This is a genomic window from Glutamicibacter sp. AOP12-B1-11 (assembly GCF_052379245.1).
Classification (GTDB): domain Bacteria; phylum Actinomycetota; class Actinomycetes; order Actinomycetales; family Micrococcaceae; genus Glutamicibacter.
Genome location: NZ_JBQSYL010000004.1, coordinates 21,554 through 39,743 on the forward strand (window position 1 = coordinate 21,554; position 18,190 = coordinate 39,743).

Below are 18,190 nucleotides of genomic sequence, written 5' to 3' on the forward strand. Positions count from 1 at the left end.
AGCGCCAAATCGCGCTTAGGCCTGGGCCAGCGGTAGTCGCTGTCCGTTGTGCTCGAGCGCCGCGGCGTCCAGAAGCTGCACCGCTGCCTGCGCGACGGTGTCGACGGAGGTATGCCCTGTCGGAATCTCACCGGCAGACTTGTCGCTCAGTGCCTTGACAACCCAACTCACGGCGGCTGCCTGCGGGGCCTGCTTGCTAAATAGCCGGGCGATCGCATTGATCCAGTGCTCGGCGGCGGCCTTCACCGCGCCGTAGTTCGCGTTCGACGGGGTCGGATTCGTCACCGCCTGGGCGCTGATGATGGCCAGCCGGCCGGCCTCCGAAGCCACCAGGTCATCAACGAAGGCGCGGGTGGTGTTGCGCAGCGTGGTCAACACGTTGGTGTGCAAGAAGTCCCAGTCGGAGTCTGTCTGCCCGGTGATCGACTTGCCGCCGCGCCAGCCGCCGACCAGATGCAGCAGCACATCGATCTGGCCGTGCTGCGCATGGACCTTCTCGGCCAGGTCATCGACGGCTTGGCGGTCGGCCAGGTCGCATTCGTAGCGTGCGGTGGCGAAGCCAAGGCGTTCGTCCAGGCGTGCGGCGTTGCTGCCGACCACCAGCACGCGCGCCCCGGCGTTGAGGAGTTGGCGGGCCGTTGCGACCCCGGCGGCCGAGGTGGCCCCGGCGATCAGCACCAGCTGATTGTTCTGTACTTTGCTCACGGTATCGATCCTAGATGCTGGTGGCGCCGGTCATGCCGCGGGTGGACTCGATCACCGCCGCCATTTTCTTGTTCAACGCCTCGTAGAACATCGACAGGGGGAACTCATCGTCCAGCACCTGGTCGGTGATTTCGCGCAGTGGCGCGGTCAGCGGCAAGGCTTCGGGACCCTTGGCCCACGCCGAGGCCGGGTTCGGGGTGACGGTGGCAGAGACCAGCTCATAGGCCGCCAGCCAATGGGCGAGCTTCGGGCGGTCGATGGACTTCCAGTACAGTTCGTCGATCGCTTCCCCCAAGGCCGCAACCACCTCGGGCACCTGATCCCAGTCGATGCTCAGCTTGGTGTCGGTCCAGTGCAGGACGTGGTGCTGGTGCATCCAGGCGAAGAGCAGCTGCCCGCCCAGCCCGTCGTAGTTGCGCACCCGCGAGCCGGTAATCGCGAAGCGGAAGATCCGGTCGAAGATGACCGCGTACTGCACCAGCTTCGCGGTCTGTGCTGCCTTCGGATCGCTTGCCGGGTCCGCGGCGATCTTCATGGATTCGCGGAAAGCCGTCAGGTCGCAGCGCAGCTCTTCGAGCGAGTAGAGGAAGAACGGCATGCGCTGCTTGATCATGAATGGGTCGAAGGGCAGGTCCCCGCGCATGTGCGTGCGATCGTGGATCAGGTCCCACATGATGAAGGTTTCTTCGGTCAGCTGCTGGTCGGTGAGCAACTGCGCCGCATCGGCGGGCAGCTGCAGGTTGGTGATCGCCGCGGCTTCCTTGAGCACCTTGCGGAAGCGGGCCGCCTCGCGGTCCTGGAAGATGGCGCCCCAGGTGAAGGAGGGAGTTTCGCGGATGGCGACCGATTCGGGGAAGAGCACCGCGGAATTGGTATCGTAGCCGGCGGTGAAATCGATGAAGCGCAGCGGCACGAACAGCGCGTTGGAGTAGCTGCCCGCCTCCAGCTGCGCGATGAAGTCAGGCCACATGACCTGCACCAGCACGGCTTCGAGGTGCCGGTTGGTCGAACCGTTCTGCGTGTACATCGGGAAGAGCACCAGGTGCAGGAGCCCGTCTTCACGCTGGGTCTGCGGCTGGAATTCGAGCAGCGCATCCAAGAAGTCCGGCGCGCCGAAGCCGCTGGCCTCCCACTTTTTCAGATCTGCGACCAGCGCCTGCAGGTAGTTCGCGTCATGGGCGAAATGCGGCAGCAGGTCATCGATGGCCTCGACGATGGTGCCGATCAGTTCGCCCGCGCGTGGCTGCATCGCGGCCTCGGCGAGGGAGCCGTCCTTGGACTGCAGCGTCTGGAATTCACTGGCAGACGCCTTCAGTGCCAGCCATGCCTCGTGGGTGGCGAGCATCTGTGCGGTTGCCTGTGGGCTGTGGGAGATCTGGGTCATCGTGGGGCACCTCTTCAAGTTCTTTGGTCGTTTGCGTTGCTTAGCTATCACGCTACGCCCAAAGAACAGAATTAGTGTTGCTCAGCCAATCATGACTAAGCATTCCTAATGCTTAGTGTGAGGTGCGACCCACGACGGTCAGAGCTTTTAGCCCTCCGTTTCCCGCAGGGTCAGGCTCAACGAATTCATGCAGAAGCGCAGGTCCGTCGGCGTCTTGAAGCCTTCCCCCTCGAACACGTGGCCCATATGCGAATCGCAATTCGCGCAACGCACCTCAACGCGTTTCATGCCCATCGACTCGTCGGTTATGTAGCGCACCCGATCCTCGGCCAGCGGCGCATAAAATGAGGGCCACCCGCAGCTGGCATCGAACTTCGTGCTGCTGGCGAACAGCTCCGCCCCGCAGGCGCGGCAGGCATACACGCCCTCGGTCGTGGTATCCCAGTATTCACCCGTAAAGGGTCGTTCGGTTCCGGCCTGGCGCAAGACATGGAACTCCTGCGGGGAGAGGATCTGCTGCCAGTCGATTTCGGTCTTCTTCGATTCTTCGCTCATACTGATGCAAACGAATTGCGTCGCGAGATGATTCCCGAGACCGCATTTGAGAGTATGGAATCATGGCCCGGAACATTGTTGAAACCTTAGAACCGCGCAAAACGGTGCCCGCGACGCTGATCGGCGTGGGCCTAGGCGTTGCCGCCGGCTCGTTGCTGGCCGCGAGCGTTTCCGCGCTGGCCGGGTATTTTGCCCGGCGCGTGGTCACTCCCGAAGAACGCCGCACCGGCAACGCGGTGATCCGCGAGATCGTGACCGACGCGGAAGGCCAGCTTTGGCTGCACTTCCTGAAGGATGCCGACACCGCCGATCCCGGCGGGTGCACGCTGATCTCCGAAGCCGATACCTGTGCCGCCCGGCTCTCGGCACCCCGCGCGGTGCCCGGCAAACCGCGGCTGATCGCCCGCAAGCTGGAGCATATCTACCGCGGGAGCCTGGACGGGGTGCGCCGCGGCTACCTCTCCGGGGCGATCTACGAACATCCCGAAGACCTCGGCATCGCCGCGCAAGATATCGAACTGGCGCTGGAAGGCGGCCCGGGACCGGCCTGGCTGGTGCCGGGCACCAGCCACAAGAACCTCTGGGTGATCGGGGTGCACGGGCGCGGGGCACGGCGCAACGAAACCATCCGCGCGCTGCCGGTGCTCACCGAGATCGGCGCCACGGTCCTGCTGATGAGCTACCGCAACGACGGGCTTGCCCCGAATGCGGCCGATGGCCGCTATGGGCTGGGGGATACCGAATGGCACGACGTGCAAACCGCCGTGCATTACGCCCGCGAGCACGGGGCCACGCAGATCGTCTTGCTCGGCTGGTCCATGGGCGGGGCGATCAGCCTGCAAACCGCGGACCGCTCCGAGCTGGCCCAGTGCATCGATTCGCTGATGCTCGTCGGCCCGGTGATCAACTGGGTGGACGTGATCTCCCACCAGGCGCGGCTCAATAAGATCCCGCAGACGGTGGGGCTCTTTGCCGGCTGGCTGCTGACCAACCGGGCCGGGCGCTGGGTCACTGGGCTCGCGGCGCCGGTGAACCTCAAGCGGCTGAATTGGGTGGAGCGGGCCAGCGAACTGAAGCACCCGACGCTGATCATGCACAGCCAGGACGACCAATTCGTCCCCTACGGACCTAGCCTGAAACTGGCTGCGCTGCGCCCGGACCTGGTCACCCTGCGGGTCTTCTCCGGGGCCGGGCATACCCGCGAGCCCAATAGCGACCCACAGGGATTTGCCGCCGCGATCCGCGAATTCCTCACCGAACGCCTGGCCGCTCAGCGCTGAGTGGAGATCGGCGCCAGCAGCGCGCCGAGGGCCTTCACCGCATCCTGCGGGCGCAGCTGCAGGCTGAAGCCGCGCCGCCCGCCGGAAATGAAGATGCTCTCGAACCGCTGCGCACCGGCATCGAGCACGGTCGGCGAGCTCTGCCGCTGGCCGAAGGGGGAAATCCCGCCGAGCACATAGCCCGAACGGCGCTGCGCGGCCGCCTTATCGGCCATCTGCGCCTTCTTCTTGCCCAGCGCCGCGCCGACCGCCTTCAGATCCAAGGCCGCATCCACCGGCACGATCGCCACCGCCAACTCCAAGCTGGCATTCGCGCCGGTGGAGACCATCAGCGTTTTAAACACCCGATCCCCGCCGACGCCCAGCGCCGCGGCGGCCTGCGCGCCATAGCCCTCGGCCGAATCGCCCGGGCTGTAGCTGTGCGCCACATAGCTGATGCCCGCCGCGTCCAGCGCGAGCGTTGCCGGGGTGGAGGCCCCCTTCGATTTCTTCGCCATTTTCCTGTCTTTCGCTGCGCGCCGAGCCCCGCGCGGCTACGCGGCCAGCTGCTCGGAGACCTGGCGCTTGATCCGGGCGAGCATCGCGGTCATCCCACGCATCCGCAACGGCGACAACGCCCGGGACAGGCCCAGCAGCGCCGGCATATCCTCGGGAACCGCCAAGATCTCGGCGGCCGGGCAGCCATCCAGGCCGGCAGCCAGCACCGAGGCGAACCCGCGGGTGGTCGGCGCCTCCGGCGGCGCGGAGAAGAACAGGTTCACCACCCGGTCGGCGTCCACCTCGACGATCAGGAACAGCGGCGACTGGCACTCCACCACCTGCTCGAACAGTTCCGGGTGCTCGGCCAGACGCGTTGGCAGCTCGGGCAGCTCGCGGGAGAAGTCCAGCAGCAGTTCCAGCCGATCGGCCTCCGGGACCTCGGTGAACTCCTCGACGATCTCGGCCAGCGCCGGAGTCAGCGCGCTCATGCGCGGGCCCCGCGCTTGGCAGGTAGTGCGCCGCCAGCTTCGCCGCGAACGATCGGCACGCCCACCGCGTTGCCCCACTCGGTCCACGAACCGTCATAGTTGCGCACGGTCTCAAAGCCCAGCAGGTGCTTGAGCACGAACCAGGTGTGGCTCGAACGCTCACCGATGCGGCAGTACGCAACCACCTCATCGCCCGGCTTCAAGCCGGCCTCGTCCAGGTAGATGGCTTCCAGCTCCGCGCGCGGCTTGAAGGTGCCATCGGCCGCCGCGGCCCTGCCCCAAGGCACCGAGGCGGCGGTCGGGATATGCCCGCCACGCATTGCGCCCTCTTCGGGGTAGCTGGGCATGTGGGTGCGTTCGCCGGTGTATTCCTCCGGGGAACGCACGTCGATCAGCGGGTTGCCCAGGTGCTCCAGGACCTGCGGCAGGTAGGCGCGAATCACCGAATCGTCGCGTTCGACCACCGGGTAGTCGGTGGCCACCACCGCGGGCTTGCCGGTGGAAAGCTCCCGGCCCTCGGCGATCCACTTATCGCGGCCGCCATCGAGCAGGCGCACGTCTTCGTGGCCGAAGAGGGTGAAGACCCACAAGGCGTAGGCAGCCCACCAGTTGGACTTGTCGCCGTAGAGCACCACCGTGGTCTCGCGGCCAATGCCCTTCGCCGACATCAGCGCGGCAAAGTCCTCGCCTTCGACGTAGTCGCGGGTGACCTCATCGTTCAGCTCGGTGAACCAATCGATCTTCAGGGCGCCGGGGATATGGCCGGTGGAGTACAGCAAGATGTCTTCGTTGGATTCGAGCACCACCAGGTTCTCGGCCCCCAGATTCTCGGCCAGCCAACCGGTGGAGACCAGCCGTTCGGGGTGGGCATACTGTGCGTAACTTGGGTTGTGCTCAACAGGCAGCGACATGCGCGATCACGTTCCTCATAGTTCGGTTTCCGGCCGACGCGCGAAGCGGCGGCCGCATTCTCACCTTCTAGCCTAGTCCCCGTGGCTGCGCATTCGTGTGGGGTGCGACATTCTTCTCCATTTTCGCGCCCCCGCCAAGGTAAACTGGCCGATGGGCCAAGGCAGCGGCCCCTCATCATCACCCGCACGCCAACCTAAAGGACACCTTCGAACGCATGGCCAAGATCATCCACCTGACACAGACCACACCGAACCTTTCGGTCGATGAACTGCTGGCCGGCTTCCACCCGTCCTACCGTTTCGGCGAGGTGTCCTTCGATACCTACCGCCCAGACCCGAACCAGCCCTCGCAGGCCGAAGCGGTCACCAAGTTGAGCAACTTCGCCCAAACCGTGGGCAAGAACAACGGCGGCGGCCTGTTCTCCAAGCTCTTCGGCAAGAAAACGGCCACCAAGAACGGCTACTACCTCGACGGCGGCTTCGGAGTGGGCAAAACCCACCTGCTCGCCTCGCTCTGGCATGCCAGCCCCGGCCCGAAGGCCTTCGGCACCTTCGTGGAATACACCAACCTGGTCGGCGCGCTTTCCTTCCGCCGCACCGTCGACGTGCTCAGCGAGTACAAGCTGGTGTGCATCGATGAATTCGAGCTCGACGACCCGGGGGACACCGTGCTGATGTCCCGGCTGATGCGCGAGCTCTCCGATGCCGGAGTGAAGCTCGCCGCCACCTCCAACACCCTGCCCGGGGCGCTGGGCGAGGGCCGCTTCGCCGCGGTCGACTTCCAGCGCGAAATAAAGACCCTCTCCGAGCAGTTCGACGTGCACCGCGTGGACGGGGTGGATTTCCGCCACCGTGGCCTGCCCGATGCGCCGGCGCCGTTGGAAGACGAGACCATCGAGGACTTCGCGGCCGAACGCTATGCGGATCAGACCCTCGCGGTTGATGACTTCGCCGAGCTGGTCGCCCACCTGCACAAGGTCCACCCCTCGCGCTACCGCCAGCTGCTGGCGGAAACCGACGCGCTGGTGCTGCACAATGTGGACACCATCACCGATCAGTCGGTGGCGCTGCGCTTCGTGGTGCTCGCGGACCGGCTGTATGACAAGGACGTGCCGATCATCGCCTCGGGCAAGCCGTTCAGCGAGCTGTTCACCGACGAAATGATGTCCGGCGGCTACCAGAAGAAGTACTACCGCGCGGTCTCCCGGCTGACCGCCCTGGCCCGCGAGGGGCAGGCCGGCGAGCCGGCCCTCTAGGCCTAGCGCAGCGCCAGCAGCTTCATCGTCGAGCCTCGCGCTCGACGATGAAGTGCGTTAACAGCCCGGCCACCAGCGCCCAAAATGCGCCGCCGATGCCGAAGAGCGTGAGATTGCCGGCAGCCACCAGGACGGTGACCAGTGCGCTCAGCCGCCAGGACGGATCGGCCACCGCCCCGAGGAGCGAATTGCCCAGCGTGGCCAGCAGGGCCAAGCCCGCCGCCGCCTGGAACAGCCCCTCCGGAGAGGCGCTGGCCACGGAGACGATCAGCGCGCTGAGCGCCGCGAAAATGAGATAGAACACCCCGGAACTGGTGGCCGCCCGCCAGCGCCGCGAGGCATCCGCTCCGGCCTGCTCGCCCGCCGCGAGCGCCGCGGTAATCGCCGCCAGATTAATTGCATGCCCGCCAAAGAAGGCGCCGAGCGAGGAACCTGCCCCGGTGACCAGCATCGAGGAGCGCCAGGGCAAGGCATAGCCGAAGGACCCGAGCACCGCGACCCCCGGAATATTCTGCGAGGCCATGGTCACGATAAACAGCGGCACGCTGATGCTCGCGATCGCCTGCCAGGAGAATTCGGGGGAGACCCACTGCAGGTGCGGCAGCAGCTCAAGCTGGCCCCACAAGCCGGTGCGTGCGATATGCCACAGCCCGAAGCCGAGCGCGGCCAGCATGCTCAGCGCGACGGCGAACTTGGGCAGCAGCCGCAGCCCGAGGAAAAACACCAGCAGGATTCCCAGCGCCGGGACCGGAATCGTGCCCAGGGCGGTAAAAGGCGTCAGGCACAGCGGAATCAGCACGCCGGCGAGCATGCCTTGCGCGATCGGCACCGGAATGCGCGTGAGCAGCCGATGCAGCACCGGAACCAGCCCGGAGAGCATGATCATCACGCCGCCGACGATGAACGCGCCCACCGCCTGGGCAAAGCCGAAGGCCCCGGGAGCCAGCGCCGCGAGCATCGCCGCGCCGGGGGTGGACCACGCAATGCTGATCGGCACGCGGTGGCGCAAGGACAGCACGATGGTGCTCAGGCCCACGCACAGGCAGAGGATCAGCAAACCGGAGGCCGCCTGCCCAACGGTTGCGCCTACCTGGAATAACCCCGCCAGCACCACCGCGAAGGATGCAACAAATCCCACCATGGTGGTGATCAAACCGGCGATGATCGCCTGGGCTATGCCATCGGCCTGAGCCGCAGTGCTTCGAGTCATACTCATTTTCTACAGGCTGCGGCTACCCCTGCGGTAATCGCCGCACGTCACGGCCCGAAGATGACGTTAAAACAAGAAAGGCACCGACCAGCGGTCGGTGCCTTTCCAGGATGCTCGGGCAAGGCCAAAGCACAATCACAAGGGGATTAGCCCTGGTTGTTCTCGCCTTCGTTTTCCTCGGCGTTGCCACCGAGTCCACCTAGGAAGTCTCCGGCGCCCTGCTGGACCCCGTCAACCTGATCAGCGAACTTGCCACCGGTCTTGTCGTCGACAAAGTCGCCGGCCTTTTCGATGCCTTCTGAAACCTGATCCGGGTTCTGCTTTGCGAATTCCTCTGCCTTGCCACGCAGATCATCAAATCCTGCCATGCTGCACCTCCATTCGACGGTGGGAACCCCTTTTAGCTCCACAACTGCTCTCCTACACTAAAGCGAAAATGCCGCGCAGGGAAGAGTTGGGGCAATCCCGGGCGTGTTGTTCATCTGGAAGTTAAACAAAAATGGGAATCACTTGGAGTGATTCCCATTTTTTATGGAGCGGTCAACGAGGTTCGAACTCGCGACCTCAACCTTGGCAAGGTTGCGCTCTACCAGCTGAGCTATGACCGCATGAATACCAGTAAAAACCAATATCCAGTGCGCGATACTGGGATCGAACCAGTGACCTCTTCCGTGTCAGGGAAGCGCGCTACCGCTGCGCCAATCGCGCCGAAGGATTCCGAAGAATCTCGACAGAAAACAAAGTAAAACTCTGATTTCTCAGAGCGGACAACGAGGTTCGAACTCGCGACCTCAACCTTGGCAAGGTTGCGCTCTACCAGCTGAGCTATGTCCGCATATTTGAGTCTTGATCCGAAAACCAAAACTCCGTGCGCGATACTGGGATCGAACCAGTGACCTCTTCCGTGTCAGGGAAGCGCGCTACCGCTGCGCCAATCGCGCAAAAAGATTTTTACCTCTTTGCGAGGTGGGGACGGGATTCGAACCCGCGTAAACGGCTTTGCAGGCCGCTGCCTCGCCTCTCGGCCACCCCACCATACTCGGCCGAAGCCGAGCTGACTAATTTTACTTAGTCGATGAATCTTTCTGCGAGCGGACAACGAGGTTCGAACTCGCGACCTCAACCTTGGCAAGGTTGCGCTCTACCAGCTGAGCTATGTCCGCAAAAAGTGCTTGTTTTCGCGCCGTTTCCGTTCGCTCCAACGAGTAAAAACTCTATACGAGTTTCCGCAAGCTGCCAAATCGAGAGCGTGAGATCTGGTTCACAAGCCCGGAAACCCGCGGAACTACGCGGAAAATTAGTTATTCTCGTGCGGACTAGGAGCAAAGCGTCCGCTGCCCGTGCCATGATCGTGTGCATGACGTCACCAAAACTTGCGATTCAAACCGATCTAGGACGAATGTACAGCCGTCAGGTGGGAGGAGAAGCCACGGTCCCGTCGATCACCACGGTGATCGGGATGGACAAGATGGATCTTTCTGGCTGGGCCGGATACATGGCCGCCAAGTCCCTATCCGAAGATCAGCGTTTGTCCGATGCGTTGTCGCAACCGGGCAAGATGCGTTCGCTGGTGCGCGACTCCGCGGCCGCCGCAGAACGCTACCGCGATGCCGCCGCCGAACGCGGGGACCGAGTGCATAACTACGCAGAGCACTTTGCGTTGCGCGCGCTGGGCAAGCCCGATGAACTAGCTGCCGTGCGCTCGGCCCTCGAAGCCAACGACGAGCTGGGCTTCGCGACGCACTTCGAAAAATGGTGGGAACAGTACCAGGTGGAACCGCTGGCAACCGAGGTGACCGTCTGGAACGAAAGCGTAGGTTATGCCGGAACCATCGACCTGGTCGCCCGCATCGGAGGGAAGGTGTGCCTGCTGGACTACAAGACGAAGGGCACCGATCGCGAGGGATTGGTGAAAACCCCGGACGACAAGGTCATCATGCAGCTCGCTGCCGCGGCCAAAGCCGAAGAGCGTGTAGCGGACGCCGAGACGGGCAACTGGGAGCCGTGGCCCTACGGCACCGATTCGATGCTGCTCGCGGTGGCCCTCGGGCAGAGCGGAACCCGGACTTTCATGGCGCCACCGGCCGCCTTGCCCGATTATTGGTCCAAGTTCTATGCGCTGCGCCGCAATTGGGAGGCGCAGCTCAAAATCTCCAAGGCACGAGCCGCGCTGGTCGAGATCACCCCGCCACCTCATGCCTCGGGGCCCGGGGCACCGTAGACTGGTGTGGTTAGTGTCGGTCCGCCCGAGACTGAGCGATAGTTGACCAACCGAGAGGGAGCCACACGTACCATGGCGATTTTGGGAATTCGGATCATCGGCGATCCCGTTCTACGCACACCAGCGCAGGAGGTGACCGAGTTTGGACCGGAAATCCAAAAGCTGGTCGACGACATGGAGCAGACCATGGAAAACGTTGACGGTGCAGGCCTCGCCGCGCCCCAGGTCGGGGTCTCGCTGCGCGTGTTCACCTACCAAATCGGCAAGGAACGCGGACATATCATCAACCCGGTGCTCGAACTGAGCGAGGACTTCCAGCCCGACGAAATCGAAGGCTGCCTCTCGATCCCGGGTATTTCCGCTCCGGTGCCGCGCCGCCGCCAGGTGGTTGCCAGCGGCGTGGACAAGTTCGGAAAACCGGTCCGCATCGCCGGCGAAGGGATGCTGGCGCGCTGCGTGCAGCATGAGACCGATCACCTCGACGGCATCCTCTTCCTGGATCGCTTGGCCCCCGAGGAGAAGAAGGCCGCCTGGCGCACCTTGCGTGCCGGCAACTACGAACAGACCGCCACCGCCACCGTGGCGCAACGCGCAGGATTCCTCGGATCCAGCTTCGGCGCCGGAATGGGGAACTAACCCATGCGCATCCTCTTCGCCGGCACCCCGCAGGTCGCCGTCACCTCGCTGGACCACCTGCACGCCGCCGGTTTTGACATCGCCGCCGTGCTGACCCGCCCCGACGCCCCGCTGGGACGCAAACGCGTGCTCACCGCCTCGCCGGTCGCCGCCCGCGCCGAGCAGCTGGGCCTGCGCACCATCAAGTCGAATAAGATCGACGCCGAGGTCACCGGGCAGCTGGCCGAGCTCAACCTGGACGCCGCCGCCATCGTCGCCTTCGGCGGGCTGGTTCCGGCCGCCGCGCTGAACGTGCCCAAACACGGTTGGATCAACCTGCACTTCTCGCTGTTGCCCGATTGGCGTGGCGCCGCCCCGGTGCAGCACTCGATCATCCACGGCGATGACATCACCGGCGCGGTGACCTTCCAACTGGAAACCGGGCTGGATACCGGCCCGGTGTTCGGGCAGGTCACCGAGCGGATCGGCGAGCTGGACACCGCCGGGATCATGCTCGATCGGCTCAGCGAATCCGGTTCCACCTTGCTGGTGCAGACCCTGCAGGCGCTTGATGCGGGTCAAGCGGTGGCGATACCGCAAAGCGGATCGCACACCTATGCGCCGAAAATTACCGACGTCGACGCGCAGTTGGACTTCACCCGCACGGCCACCGAAATCCGTCGCCGCGCCCATGGCACCAGCCCCTTTCCGGGCGCCTGGGCCACCGCGGATCAGGCACGCTACAAATTCGGCCCGCTGCGTGAGCGGCGCGAGATGGCCGAGCTGGCACCCGGCGAGGTGCACATCGAACCGGGCAAGCACCCGGTGGTTTATGTGGGCACCAGCACCTGGGCGCTGGAACTTTCAACCATCCAGCCGCCAGGCAAAAAAATGATGAACGCCTCCGACTGGGCTCGCGGCGTATTGACCCAGGGAACGAAAGTGAGCTTCGCATGAGCGGGCACGAACCAGTAAACGAACCACGACGCAATGAATCCGGCCGCACCCGCAACCGCGGCCAGGGCGACCGCCCGCGCAAGTACAGCCAGTCCGCCCCCGGCCAGCGCAAGCGTGCGGCCGATCCGGCCCGGCTGGTGGCTTTCAAGGTATTGCGCGAGGTCTCCGCCAAGGACGCCTACGCCAACCTGGTCCTGCCCAAGCTGATCCGCGAGCACCAGCTGGAAAAGCGCGATGCGGGATTCGCCACCGAACTTGCCTACGGCGCACTGCGCTCCCAGGGGTTCTACGACGCAATCCTCACCACCTTGGTGGACCGGCCGCTGGCCGAGCTGGACCCGGCGATCCTCGACGCCCTGCGCCTGGGCGCCCACCAGCTGCTGGCCATGCGCGTGCCCAAGCACGCCGCGCTCGATGAGACCGTCTCGCTGGCCCGCGCGCAGATCGGCGCCGGGCCCTCCGGGCTGATCAACGCGGTGCTGCGCAAGGTGAGCGTGAAGGAACCCGAAGAGTGGATCGCGCTGCTGACCGCCGCAGCTGGCAGCGCGTCCGAAAAGCTGTCGATCGAGCATTCCCACCCGGACTGGATCGTCCGCGCCCTGCGCGGCGCGCTCATCGCCCACGGACGGGATGCCGCGGAGCTGCCCGAGCTGCTCCAAGCAGATAACCTGGCTCCGGTGGTCAACCTGGTCGCGCTGCCCGGGCTGGGCACCCTGGAATCGGCCCTCGAAGCCGGCGCCGAGCCGGGCACCGTGGTCGAGGCCTCGGCCACCTACAAGCACGGGGACGTGGCCCGGGTGCCCGGAGTGCGCGAAGGGACCGTGCGCGTGCAGGATGCCGGAAGCCAGCTCATGGCCCGCGCGCTGGCCGCGGTGGAACTCCCGGTGGACGGCGAAGACAAGTACTGGCTGGATCTGTGCGCCGGCCCCGGCGGCAAGGCCGCGCTGCTTGGCGCGCTCGCGGTGCAACGCGACGCGCGGCTCACGGCGAACGAACCCACCGAACACCGTGCACGGCTGGTCGAGCAGTCGATGTCCGCGGTCCCCGCGGACTACTGGATGGTCACCACCAAGGACGGCCGCGAGTTCGGCACCGCCGACTTTGCCGGGGACTACGACCGGATCATGGTCGATGCCCCCTGCTCCGGGCTCGGTGCGCTGCGCCGCCGCCCGGAATCGCGCTGGCGCAAGCAGCCACGGGACATCCCGGAGCTGACCAGCCTGCAGGGCGAACTGCTTGCCGCCGCCTTCAACGCGGTCCGCGTCGGCGGGGTCATCGGATTTGTGACCTGCTCGCCGCATATGGCCGAAACCCGGCTGGTAGTCGAAGATTTCCTGAAGTCGAACCCCGCCGCCACGCTGCTGGACACCGGGGCCGCGGTGTCCGCCGTGGCCCTGGATGGCACTCCCGCCGCCGGGCACGAGCTGGCCGGCGGCAGCACCGCCCAGCTGTGGCCGCATATCCACGGCACCGACGCCATGTTCATGGCAATCATCACCAAAAGCGCGTAGCCCGCGCGCCGGAATCCAGCGCCCACCCCCAAGGAGCACCGATGAGCAACCCGCGTATTAATCCGTCGATCTTGTCCGCCGACTTCGCGAACCTGGCCAGCGAACTGGCGCGCATCCACACCGCCGACGCGGTGCACGTGGACGTGATGGACAATCACTTCGTGCCGAACCTGACCCTCGGGCTGCCCGTGGTCGATGCGCTTGAAAAGGTCAGCGACCTGCCCATCGACGTGCACCTGATGATCGAAGACGCCGATCGCTGGGCCCCGGAATACGCCCAGCTGGGGGTGGACTCGGTCACCTTCCATGCCGAGGCCTCCGCGGCGCCGATCCGCCTGGCCCGCGAACTGCGCGCGGCCGGTTCGAAGGCGGCGATGGCCCTGCGCCCGGCCACCCCCATCGAACCGTACCTGGATATGCTCGGCGAGCTGGACATGGTGCTGCTGATGACCGTGGAGCCGGGCTTCGGCGGGCAGAAGTTCCTTGACCTGGTGCTGCCCAAGATCAAGCGCACCCGCGCGGCCATCGCCGGAACCGGCAAGCCGATCGCGCTCCAGGTGGATGGGGGCATCTCGCGGGATACGATTCTGCGCGCCGCCGAAGCCGGAGCGGACGTGTTTGTCGCCGGTTCGGCCGTCTACTCCGCGCCGGAACCGGCGGCGGAAATCGACGCATTAAGAAATCTTGCACGCATCGCGCATTAAAATATGCCAAACTAGTCACTAGTAAACACGAATACGTGCTCCGGGGTCGGTGTAAGTCCGAACCGGCGGTTATAGTCCGCGACCCGCAACCAAGGCCACAAGCCAAGGAAGCGGTTGAGCCGGTGAAATTCCGGTACCGACAGTTAAAGTCTGGATGGGAGAAGCACGGGTTTGATTTGCCATGGCCTAGCCAACCGTTCCGCTCGAGCGAGCCGAACGAACGCCTGGCCATAGGCCCATCAACTGCACACCCCCGGAGCCGCCGCTTCGAGAAGGGTGAATGATGGATATTCTGCGGTGGCTCATTGAAGCTTTTAACTCACAAATTGCGATCGGCTCCTCGGCACTTCTGGTGCGCGAAGTGGTCGGCAATATCTTCGGCCTGGCCAGTGCGCTAGGCGGCATGCGCCGCAAGGTCTGGGCCTGGCCCGTCGGCATTGTCGGCAACCTGCTGCTCCTGACGGTCTTTTTGGGCAGCATCTTCGACACCGGCTACACCGCCAACCTATGGGGCCAAGCCGGACGCCAGATCATGTTCATCGCGGTGTCATTCTATGGCTGGGTGCGCTGGAAGCAGGCCCGCGACGGTGTTGACGGCGGCCACGCGGTCACCCCGAAATGGGCCACGACCAATGAACGCATTGGCTTGATCGCCGTGCTCATCGTCGGCACCATCGCGGTGACCCCGCTGTTCCGGATGCTCGGATCCTACGATCCGGTGTGGGCCGATGCGTGGACCTTCGTCGGTTCGCTGCTGGCCACCTATGGCATGGCCAAGGGCTGGGTCGAATTCTGGCTCATCTGGGTGGCTGTGGACGCGGTCGGCGTCCCGCTGCTCTTCTCCGCCGGCTACTACGCCAGCGCCTTCATGTACCTGTTCTACGGCGGCTTCACCATCGTCGGCTTCTTCGTCTGGATGAAGGCGAAAAAGGGCGAAAAGCCGCAGATCGAAACCGAAATGCTAGATCCTACGATCAAAGGAAAGCAGCCATGATCGGGCAGAGCGAATTGGACCAGGCGCTGCGCACCGCGCTGGAAGCGGCGCAACGCGGAGCCCGCGGCGCAAATCCGCTGGTCGGCGCGTGTGTGCTCGATGGGGCCGGGCGCGTGATCGCCACCGGATTCCACCTGGGCGCCGGTAACCCGCACGCGGAGATCGATGCGCTGCGCCGGCTGGGCCGCATGGATCGCAGCCAGGCGGCGGAGCTGACCATGGTGGTCACCCTGGAGCCATGCAACCACCGCGGGCGCACCGGACCTTGCGCGCAGGCCATCGCCAACGCCGGCATCGGGCAGGTGCACTATGCGATGAGCGATGAAACCGCCACCGCCAGCGGGGGAGCGGACTACCTGCGCTCGCGCGGGGTCGCCGTCAGTCAGAGCGAGCAACATCTGGCCGCCTGGGAGTTGAATCACCGCTGGTTCCGCGCCAAGGCGCAGGGCCGTCCGTTCATCACCGTGAAAACCGCGCAGTCCCTGGACGGGCGGATCAACGCCCCCGACGGCAGCAGCCAGTGGATCACCGGAGACGCCTCGCGCAACCACGCCCATGGGCTGCGCTCCCGGGTGGACGCGATCGTCGTGGGCACGAACACCGTGATCGCCGACGACCCGCGGCTGACCGCGCGCACCGCCGCCGGGGGACTGCACGAGCACCAGCCCTACCGATTTGTGCTGGGCCACCGGGCGCTGCCCGAGGACCTGGCGCTGGCCTACGACGATCGTTGGGAGCAGCTGCGCACCCACGAGGTCAACGACTTGGTCAACCGCGCCACCGAACTGGGCTTCAACCACCTGCTCATCGAGGGAGGTTCGATCATCGCCTCGGCGTTTATCGAGGCCGACCTGGCCGATGAGATCTATTGCTACCAGGCACCGGTGATCATCGGCGCCGGCGGTACCTCGGTGAATATCGGCTCGGTGACCACCCTGTCCCAGGCCCGCCAGTTCAGGCTCGACGCCCACCAACCCGACGCGCTCACCCGCCTCGGCGCGGACGTGCTGATGCATCTGGAACCGCTGCCCGAGCGCACATCCCACACACTTTAAAGGACCCCAAAAAATGTTTACCGGAATTATCACCGGCACCGGCACGGTGCTGGGCATCGAGAACCACCCGAACGAAGATCTTGCCGTGCTCACCTTGAAGGCACCGGGCCATACCGAGGCGCTGGGCCTCGGCGGCTCGCTGGCGGTCAACGGCGTCTGCCTGACCGCCACCGAACTGGAGGGCGAAACCCTGAGCGTGGACGTGATGGGCGAAACCCTGCGCCGCACCAGCACCGGTCAGCTGCGCGCCGGCTCGATCGTGAACCTGGAGCGCTGCACCCCGGCCGGCGGCCGGCTCGACGGCCACGTCGTCCAGGGCCACGTTGATACCGTCGGCACGGTGCTGGCCCGCGAAGATCACGGCCAGTGGACCACCTTCCGCATCGGGCTGCCCGATGAATACGCCCCGCTCACCGCGGAAAAGGGCTCCATCGCGCTGGACGGCATCTCGCTGACCATCACCGCGGTCTCCGCGGCAACCGCCACCGGAGCCCACTGGGTGGAGGTCGGCATCATCCCGATCACGCTGGAGGAGACGACCATGGGTTCCCGCCAGGTCGGCGACGCCATCAATATCGAGGTGGACGTGCTCGCAAAATACGTGGCCCGGCTGAACGCGTTTGGAGGCGGCAAGTAATGACCCGCAAGGAACTGGACTCGATCCCCACCGCCCTGGCCGCCCTGGCCGCGGGCAAGGCCGTGGTCGTGGTGGACGATGAAGACCGCGAAAACGAGGGCGACATCATCTTCGCCGCGCAATTCGCCACCGCCGAGCTGATGGGCTTCACCATCCGCTACACCTCCGGGGTCATCTGCGTGCCGCTGGAAGCCCAGCGCGCCGACGAGCTGGGCCTGGCCCCGATGGTCGGCATCAACCAGGATTCCAAGGGCACCGCGTTCACCGTCTCCTGCGACGCGGTCAGCGGAATCAGCACCGGAATTTCCGCCGCCGACCGGGCCGTCACCTCCCGGCTGCTGGCGGACCCCGCCGCCGAGGCGGCACAGCTCAGCCGCCCGGGGCACATCTTCCCGCTGCGTGCCGCCGCCGGAGGCGTGCTGGAGCGCCGCGGACACACCGAAGCCGCGGTGGATCTCTGCCGCGGTGCGGGCCTGGAGCCGGTGGGCGTGATCGGCGAGATCGTCAACGACGACGGCTCGATGATGCGCCTCGATGATCTGCGTGACTTCGCCGCGGCCCACGATCTGCCGCTGGTCAGCATCGAGGACCTCGCCCGTTGGCGCCGGGTCAACGACGAAATCTCGCTGACCGAAGCCGTTTCGCTGCCCACCCCCTTTGGCACCTTCAGCGCCCGGGCCGCCAGCGTGGAGGGCCACGAGCACATCGTGCTCAGCCACCCGGCGCCCACGCTGGAGGGGGCCACGAATCTGGTGCGCATCCACTCCGAATGCCTCACCGGCGACGTTTTCGGGTCCTACCGTTGCGATTGCGGCGAACAGCTGCATGCGGCGCTGGAGCAGATCGCCGCCGAGGGCGGGCACCTGGTGTACGTGCGCGGCCACGAGGGCCGCGGCATCGGCTTGTTCAACAAGCTGCGCACCTACGCGCTGCAGGAAACCGGCGTGGACACCCTCGACGCGAACCTCCACCTGGGCTTCCCCGCCGACGCGCGCGAGTACTTCGCGGTCGCCGCGATCCTGAAGCACCTGGGGATCGATGAGATCCGCCTGTTGAGCAACAACCCGGACAAGCAGGCCAAGCTCGCCCAGGCCGGGGTGGCGGTGACCGAATTGGTGCCCAGCCGAATCGCACCACGCAGCGAAAACGAAAGCTACCTGCGCACCAAGCAGGCCCGGTTCGGCCATGACCTGCAACTGCCGAACACCAAAACCAGCTTCTAGAACA

At 65.4% G+C, this 18,190-nt stretch carries 19 protein-coding genes, 6 tRNA genes and 1 riboswitch; of the genes, 11 read left to right on the forward strand and 14 right to left on the reverse strand.

Features of this window, described 5'->3' with window-relative positions; translation table 11 throughout:
* Nucleotides 1–15 precede the first annotated feature (15 nt).
* The 3 genes from ACT3UQ_RS03145 to msrB form a co-directional block, all read right to left on the reverse strand.
* Nucleotides 16–705: an SDR family NAD(P)-dependent oxidoreductase gene (locus ACT3UQ_RS03145; RefSeq protein WP_181148233.1), complete on the reverse strand. Its 690-nt coding sequence runs from the start codon at nt 703–705 to the stop codon at nt 16–18.
* Nucleotides 706–715: 10 nt separating this feature from the next.
* Nucleotides 716–2,089, reverse strand: coding sequence for a DUF6421 family protein (locus tag ACT3UQ_RS03150; protein ID WP_105568899.1), 1,374 nt, complete (start codon nt 2,087–2,089; stop codon nt 716–718).
* A 147-nt stretch (nt 2,090–2,236) separates the two neighbouring features.
* Nucleotides 2,237–2,644: a peptide-methionine (R)-S-oxide reductase MsrB gene (gene msrB, locus ACT3UQ_RS03155; RefSeq protein ID WP_096286355.1), complete on the reverse strand. Its 408-nt coding sequence runs from the start codon at nt 2,642–2,644 to the stop codon at nt 2,237–2,239.
* 62 nt (nt 2,645–2,706) lie between these two features.
* Here msrB and ACT3UQ_RS03160 point away from each other — a divergent pair, with 62 nt between their 5' ends.
* Nucleotides 2,707–3,924 carry an alpha/beta hydrolase family protein gene (locus ACT3UQ_RS03160; protein WP_096286353.1) on the forward strand — a complete coding sequence of 406 codons (1,218 nt, stop codon included), beginning with the start codon at nt 2,707–2,709 and terminating at the stop codon, nt 3,922–3,924.
* Here the strand turns inward: ACT3UQ_RS03160 and ybaK are convergent.
* From ybaK to ACT3UQ_RS03175, 3 genes are read right to left on the reverse strand one after another with little or no spacing between them, the layout of a single operon-like run.
* On the reverse strand, nt 3,915–4,421 hold the full coding sequence (ybaK, locus tag ACT3UQ_RS03165) for a Cys-tRNA(Pro) deacylase (RefSeq protein ID WP_096286351.1): 507 nt from the start codon (nt 4,419–4,421) through the stop codon (nt 3,915–3,917). The genes ACT3UQ_RS03160 and ybaK overlap by 10 nt on opposite strands.
* Nucleotides 4,422–4,457: 36 nt before the next feature.
* Nucleotides 4,458–4,892, reverse strand: coding sequence for a SufE family protein (locus ACT3UQ_RS03170; RefSeq protein ID WP_096286349.1), 435 nt, complete (start codon nt 4,890–4,892; stop codon nt 4,458–4,460).
* Entirely contained in the window at nt 4,889–5,803 is a 915-nt protein-coding gene (locus ACT3UQ_RS03175) for a sulfurtransferase (RefSeq protein WP_105552362.1), read from the reverse strand. Before ACT3UQ_RS03175 ends, ACT3UQ_RS03170 begins: the two co-directional genes overlap by 4 nt.
* Nucleotides 5,804–6,018: 215 nt before the next feature.
* On the opposite strand from ACT3UQ_RS03175, the gene zapE reads away from it, so the two are divergent.
* On the forward strand, nt 6,019–7,059 hold the full coding sequence (gene zapE / locus ACT3UQ_RS03180) for a cell division protein ZapE (protein ID WP_096286345.1): 1,041 nt from the start codon (nt 6,019–6,021) through the stop codon (nt 7,057–7,059).
* 22 nt (nt 7,060–7,081) lie between these two features.
* Here zapE and ACT3UQ_RS03185 read toward each other — a convergent pair whose 3' ends face one another.
* The 8 genes from ACT3UQ_RS03185 to ACT3UQ_RS03220 form a co-directional block, all read right to left on the reverse strand.
* Complete coding sequence (locus tag ACT3UQ_RS03185; protein ID WP_444636480.1) at nt 7,082–8,269, reverse strand: benzoate/H(+) symporter BenE family transporter; 1,188 nt, start codon at nt 8,267–8,269, stop codon at nt 7,082–7,084.
* Nucleotides 8,270–8,415: 146 nt separating this feature from the next.
* Nucleotides 8,416–8,637: an antitoxin gene (locus tag ACT3UQ_RS03190; RefSeq protein ID WP_105552360.1), complete on the reverse strand. Its 222-nt coding sequence runs from the start codon at nt 8,635–8,637 to the stop codon at nt 8,416–8,418.
* Between the two features lie 164 nt (nt 8,638–8,801).
* A tRNA-Gly gene (locus tag ACT3UQ_RS03195) sits at nt 8,802–8,877 on the reverse strand.
* 28 nt (nt 8,878–8,905) lie between these two features.
* A tRNA-Val gene (locus tag ACT3UQ_RS03200) sits at nt 8,906–8,977 on the reverse strand.
* Between the two features lie 54 nt (nt 8,978–9,031).
* A tRNA-Gly gene (locus tag ACT3UQ_RS03205) sits at nt 9,032–9,104 on the reverse strand.
* Between the two features lie 34 nt (nt 9,105–9,138).
* Nucleotides 9,139–9,210: transfer RNA gene (locus ACT3UQ_RS03210), tRNA-Val, on the reverse strand.
* Between the two features lie 23 nt (nt 9,211–9,233).
* Nucleotides 9,234–9,304: transfer RNA gene (locus ACT3UQ_RS03215), tRNA-Cys, on the reverse strand.
* Between the two features lie 55 nt (nt 9,305–9,359).
* A tRNA-Gly gene (locus tag ACT3UQ_RS03220) sits at nt 9,360–9,432 on the reverse strand.
* A gap of 194 nt (nt 9,433–9,626) precedes the next feature.
* Between ACT3UQ_RS03220 and ACT3UQ_RS03225 the strand changes: the two genes are divergently transcribed.
* The 9 genes from ACT3UQ_RS03225 (at nt 9,627) to ribB (ending at nt 18,186) form a co-directional block, all read left to right on the forward strand.
* Nucleotides 9,627–10,490: a cytochrome gene (locus tag ACT3UQ_RS03225; protein WP_444636481.1), complete on the forward strand. Its 864-nt coding sequence runs from the start codon at nt 9,627–9,629 to the stop codon at nt 10,488–10,490.
* Between the two features lie 72 nt (nt 10,491–10,562).
* Nucleotides 10,563–11,126, forward strand: a complete 564-nt coding sequence (gene def / locus ACT3UQ_RS03230; RefSeq protein WP_105552358.1) for a peptide deformylase — start codon at nt 10,563–10,565, stop codon at nt 11,124–11,126.
* 3 nt (nt 11,127–11,129) lie between these two features.
* Nucleotides 11,130–12,062, forward strand: a complete 933-nt coding sequence (gene fmt / locus ACT3UQ_RS03235; RefSeq protein WP_105568902.1) for a methionyl-tRNA formyltransferase — start codon at nt 11,130–11,132, stop codon at nt 12,060–12,062.
* Nucleotides 12,059–13,573: an RsmB/NOP family class I SAM-dependent RNA methyltransferase gene (locus ACT3UQ_RS03240; protein ID WP_105552356.1), complete on the forward strand. Its 1,515-nt coding sequence runs from the start codon at nt 12,059–12,061 to the stop codon at nt 13,571–13,573. Before fmt ends, ACT3UQ_RS03240 begins: the two co-directional genes overlap by 4 nt.
* A 41-nt stretch (nt 13,574–13,614) precedes the next feature.
* Nucleotides 13,615–14,277, forward strand: coding sequence for a ribulose-phosphate 3-epimerase (gene rpe / locus ACT3UQ_RS03245; RefSeq protein WP_105552355.1), 663 nt, complete (start codon nt 13,615–13,617; stop codon nt 14,275–14,277).
* Nucleotides 14,278–14,309: 32 nt separating this feature from the next.
* A riboswitch (FMN riboswitch) is annotated at nt 14,310–14,447 on the forward strand.
* Between the two features lie 113 nt (nt 14,448–14,560).
* Nucleotides 14,561–15,271: a nicotinamide riboside transporter PnuC gene (gene pnuC, locus ACT3UQ_RS03250; RefSeq protein WP_105552510.1), complete on the forward strand. Its 711-nt coding sequence runs from the start codon at nt 14,561–14,563 to the stop codon at nt 15,269–15,271.
* Nucleotides 15,268–16,326 carry a bifunctional diaminohydroxyphosphoribosylaminopyrimidine deaminase/5-amino-6-(5-phosphoribosylamino)uracil reductase RibD gene (gene ribD, locus ACT3UQ_RS03255; RefSeq protein ID WP_105552354.1) on the forward strand — a complete coding sequence of 353 codons (1,059 nt, stop codon included), beginning with the start codon at nt 15,268–15,270 and terminating at the stop codon, nt 16,324–16,326. Before pnuC ends, ribD begins: the two co-directional genes overlap by 4 nt.
* 13 nt (nt 16,327–16,339) lie before the next feature.
* Complete coding sequence (locus ACT3UQ_RS03260) at nt 16,340–16,963, forward strand: riboflavin synthase (protein WP_105552353.1); 624 nt, start codon at nt 16,340–16,342, stop codon at nt 16,961–16,963.
* Complete coding sequence (ribB, locus tag ACT3UQ_RS03265; RefSeq protein WP_444636482.1) at nt 16,963–18,186, forward strand: 3,4-dihydroxy-2-butanone-4-phosphate synthase; 1,224 nt, start codon at nt 16,963–16,965, stop codon at nt 18,184–18,186. Before ACT3UQ_RS03260 ends, ribB begins: the two co-directional genes overlap by 1 nt.
* The last annotated feature ends 4 nt before the right edge of the window (nt 18,187–18,190 follow it).

Excerpts from the sequence above, each read along its gene's own strand:
- ACT3UQ_RS03150 (WP_105568899.1), bottom strand. The coding sequence starts at position 2,089 with ATGACCCAGATCTCCCACAGCCCACAGGCAACCGCACAGATGCTCGCC.
- msrB (WP_096286355.1), bottom strand. The coding sequence starts at position 2,644 with ATGAGCGAAGAATCGAAGAAGACCGAAATCGACTGGCAGCAGATCCTC.
- ACT3UQ_RS03160 (WP_096286353.1), top strand. The coding sequence starts at position 2,707 with ATGGCCCGGAACATTGTTGAAACCTTAGAACCGCGCAAAACGGTGCCC.
- ybaK (WP_096286351.1), bottom strand. The coding sequence starts at position 4,421 with ATGGCGAAGAAATCGAAGGGGGCCTCCACCCCGGCAACGCTCGCGCTG.
- ACT3UQ_RS03170 (WP_096286349.1), bottom strand. The coding sequence starts at position 4,892 with ATGAGCGCGCTGACTCCGGCGCTGGCCGAGATCGTCGAGGAGTTCACC.
- ACT3UQ_RS03175 (WP_105552362.1), bottom strand. The coding sequence starts at position 5,803 with ATGTCGCTGCCTGTTGAGCACAACCCAAGTTACGCACAGTATGCCCAC.
- zapE (WP_096286345.1), top strand. The coding sequence starts at position 6,019 with ATGGCCAAGATCATCCACCTGACACAGACCACACCGAACCTTTCGGTC.
- ACT3UQ_RS03185 (WP_444636480.1), bottom strand. The coding sequence starts at position 8,269 with ATGACTCGAAGCACTGCGGCTCAGGCCGATGGCATAGCCCAGGCGATC.
- ACT3UQ_RS03190 (WP_105552360.1), bottom strand. The coding sequence starts at position 8,637 with ATGGCAGGATTTGATGATCTGCGTGGCAAGGCAGAGGAATTCGCAAAG.
- ACT3UQ_RS03225 (WP_444636481.1), top strand. The coding sequence starts at position 9,627 with ATGACGTCACCAAAACTTGCGATTCAAACCGATCTAGGACGAATGTAC.
- def (WP_105552358.1), top strand. The coding sequence starts at position 10,563 with ATGGCGATTTTGGGAATTCGGATCATCGGCGATCCCGTTCTACGCACA.
- fmt (WP_105568902.1), top strand. The coding sequence starts at position 11,130 with ATGCGCATCCTCTTCGCCGGCACCCCGCAGGTCGCCGTCACCTCGCTG.
- ACT3UQ_RS03240 (WP_105552356.1), top strand. The coding sequence starts at position 12,059 with ATGAGCGGGCACGAACCAGTAAACGAACCACGACGCAATGAATCCGGC.
- rpe (WP_105552355.1), top strand. The coding sequence starts at position 13,615 with ATGAGCAACCCGCGTATTAATCCGTCGATCTTGTCCGCCGACTTCGCG.
- pnuC (WP_105552510.1), top strand. The coding sequence starts at position 14,561 with ATGGATATTCTGCGGTGGCTCATTGAAGCTTTTAACTCACAAATTGCG.
- ribD (WP_105552354.1), top strand. The coding sequence starts at position 15,268 with ATGATCGGGCAGAGCGAATTGGACCAGGCGCTGCGCACCGCGCTGGAA.
- ACT3UQ_RS03260 (WP_105552353.1), top strand. The coding sequence starts at position 16,340 with ATGTTTACCGGAATTATCACCGGCACCGGCACGGTGCTGGGCATCGAG.
- ribB (WP_444636482.1), top strand. The coding sequence starts at position 16,963 with ATGACCCGCAAGGAACTGGACTCGATCCCCACCGCCCTGGCCGCCCTG.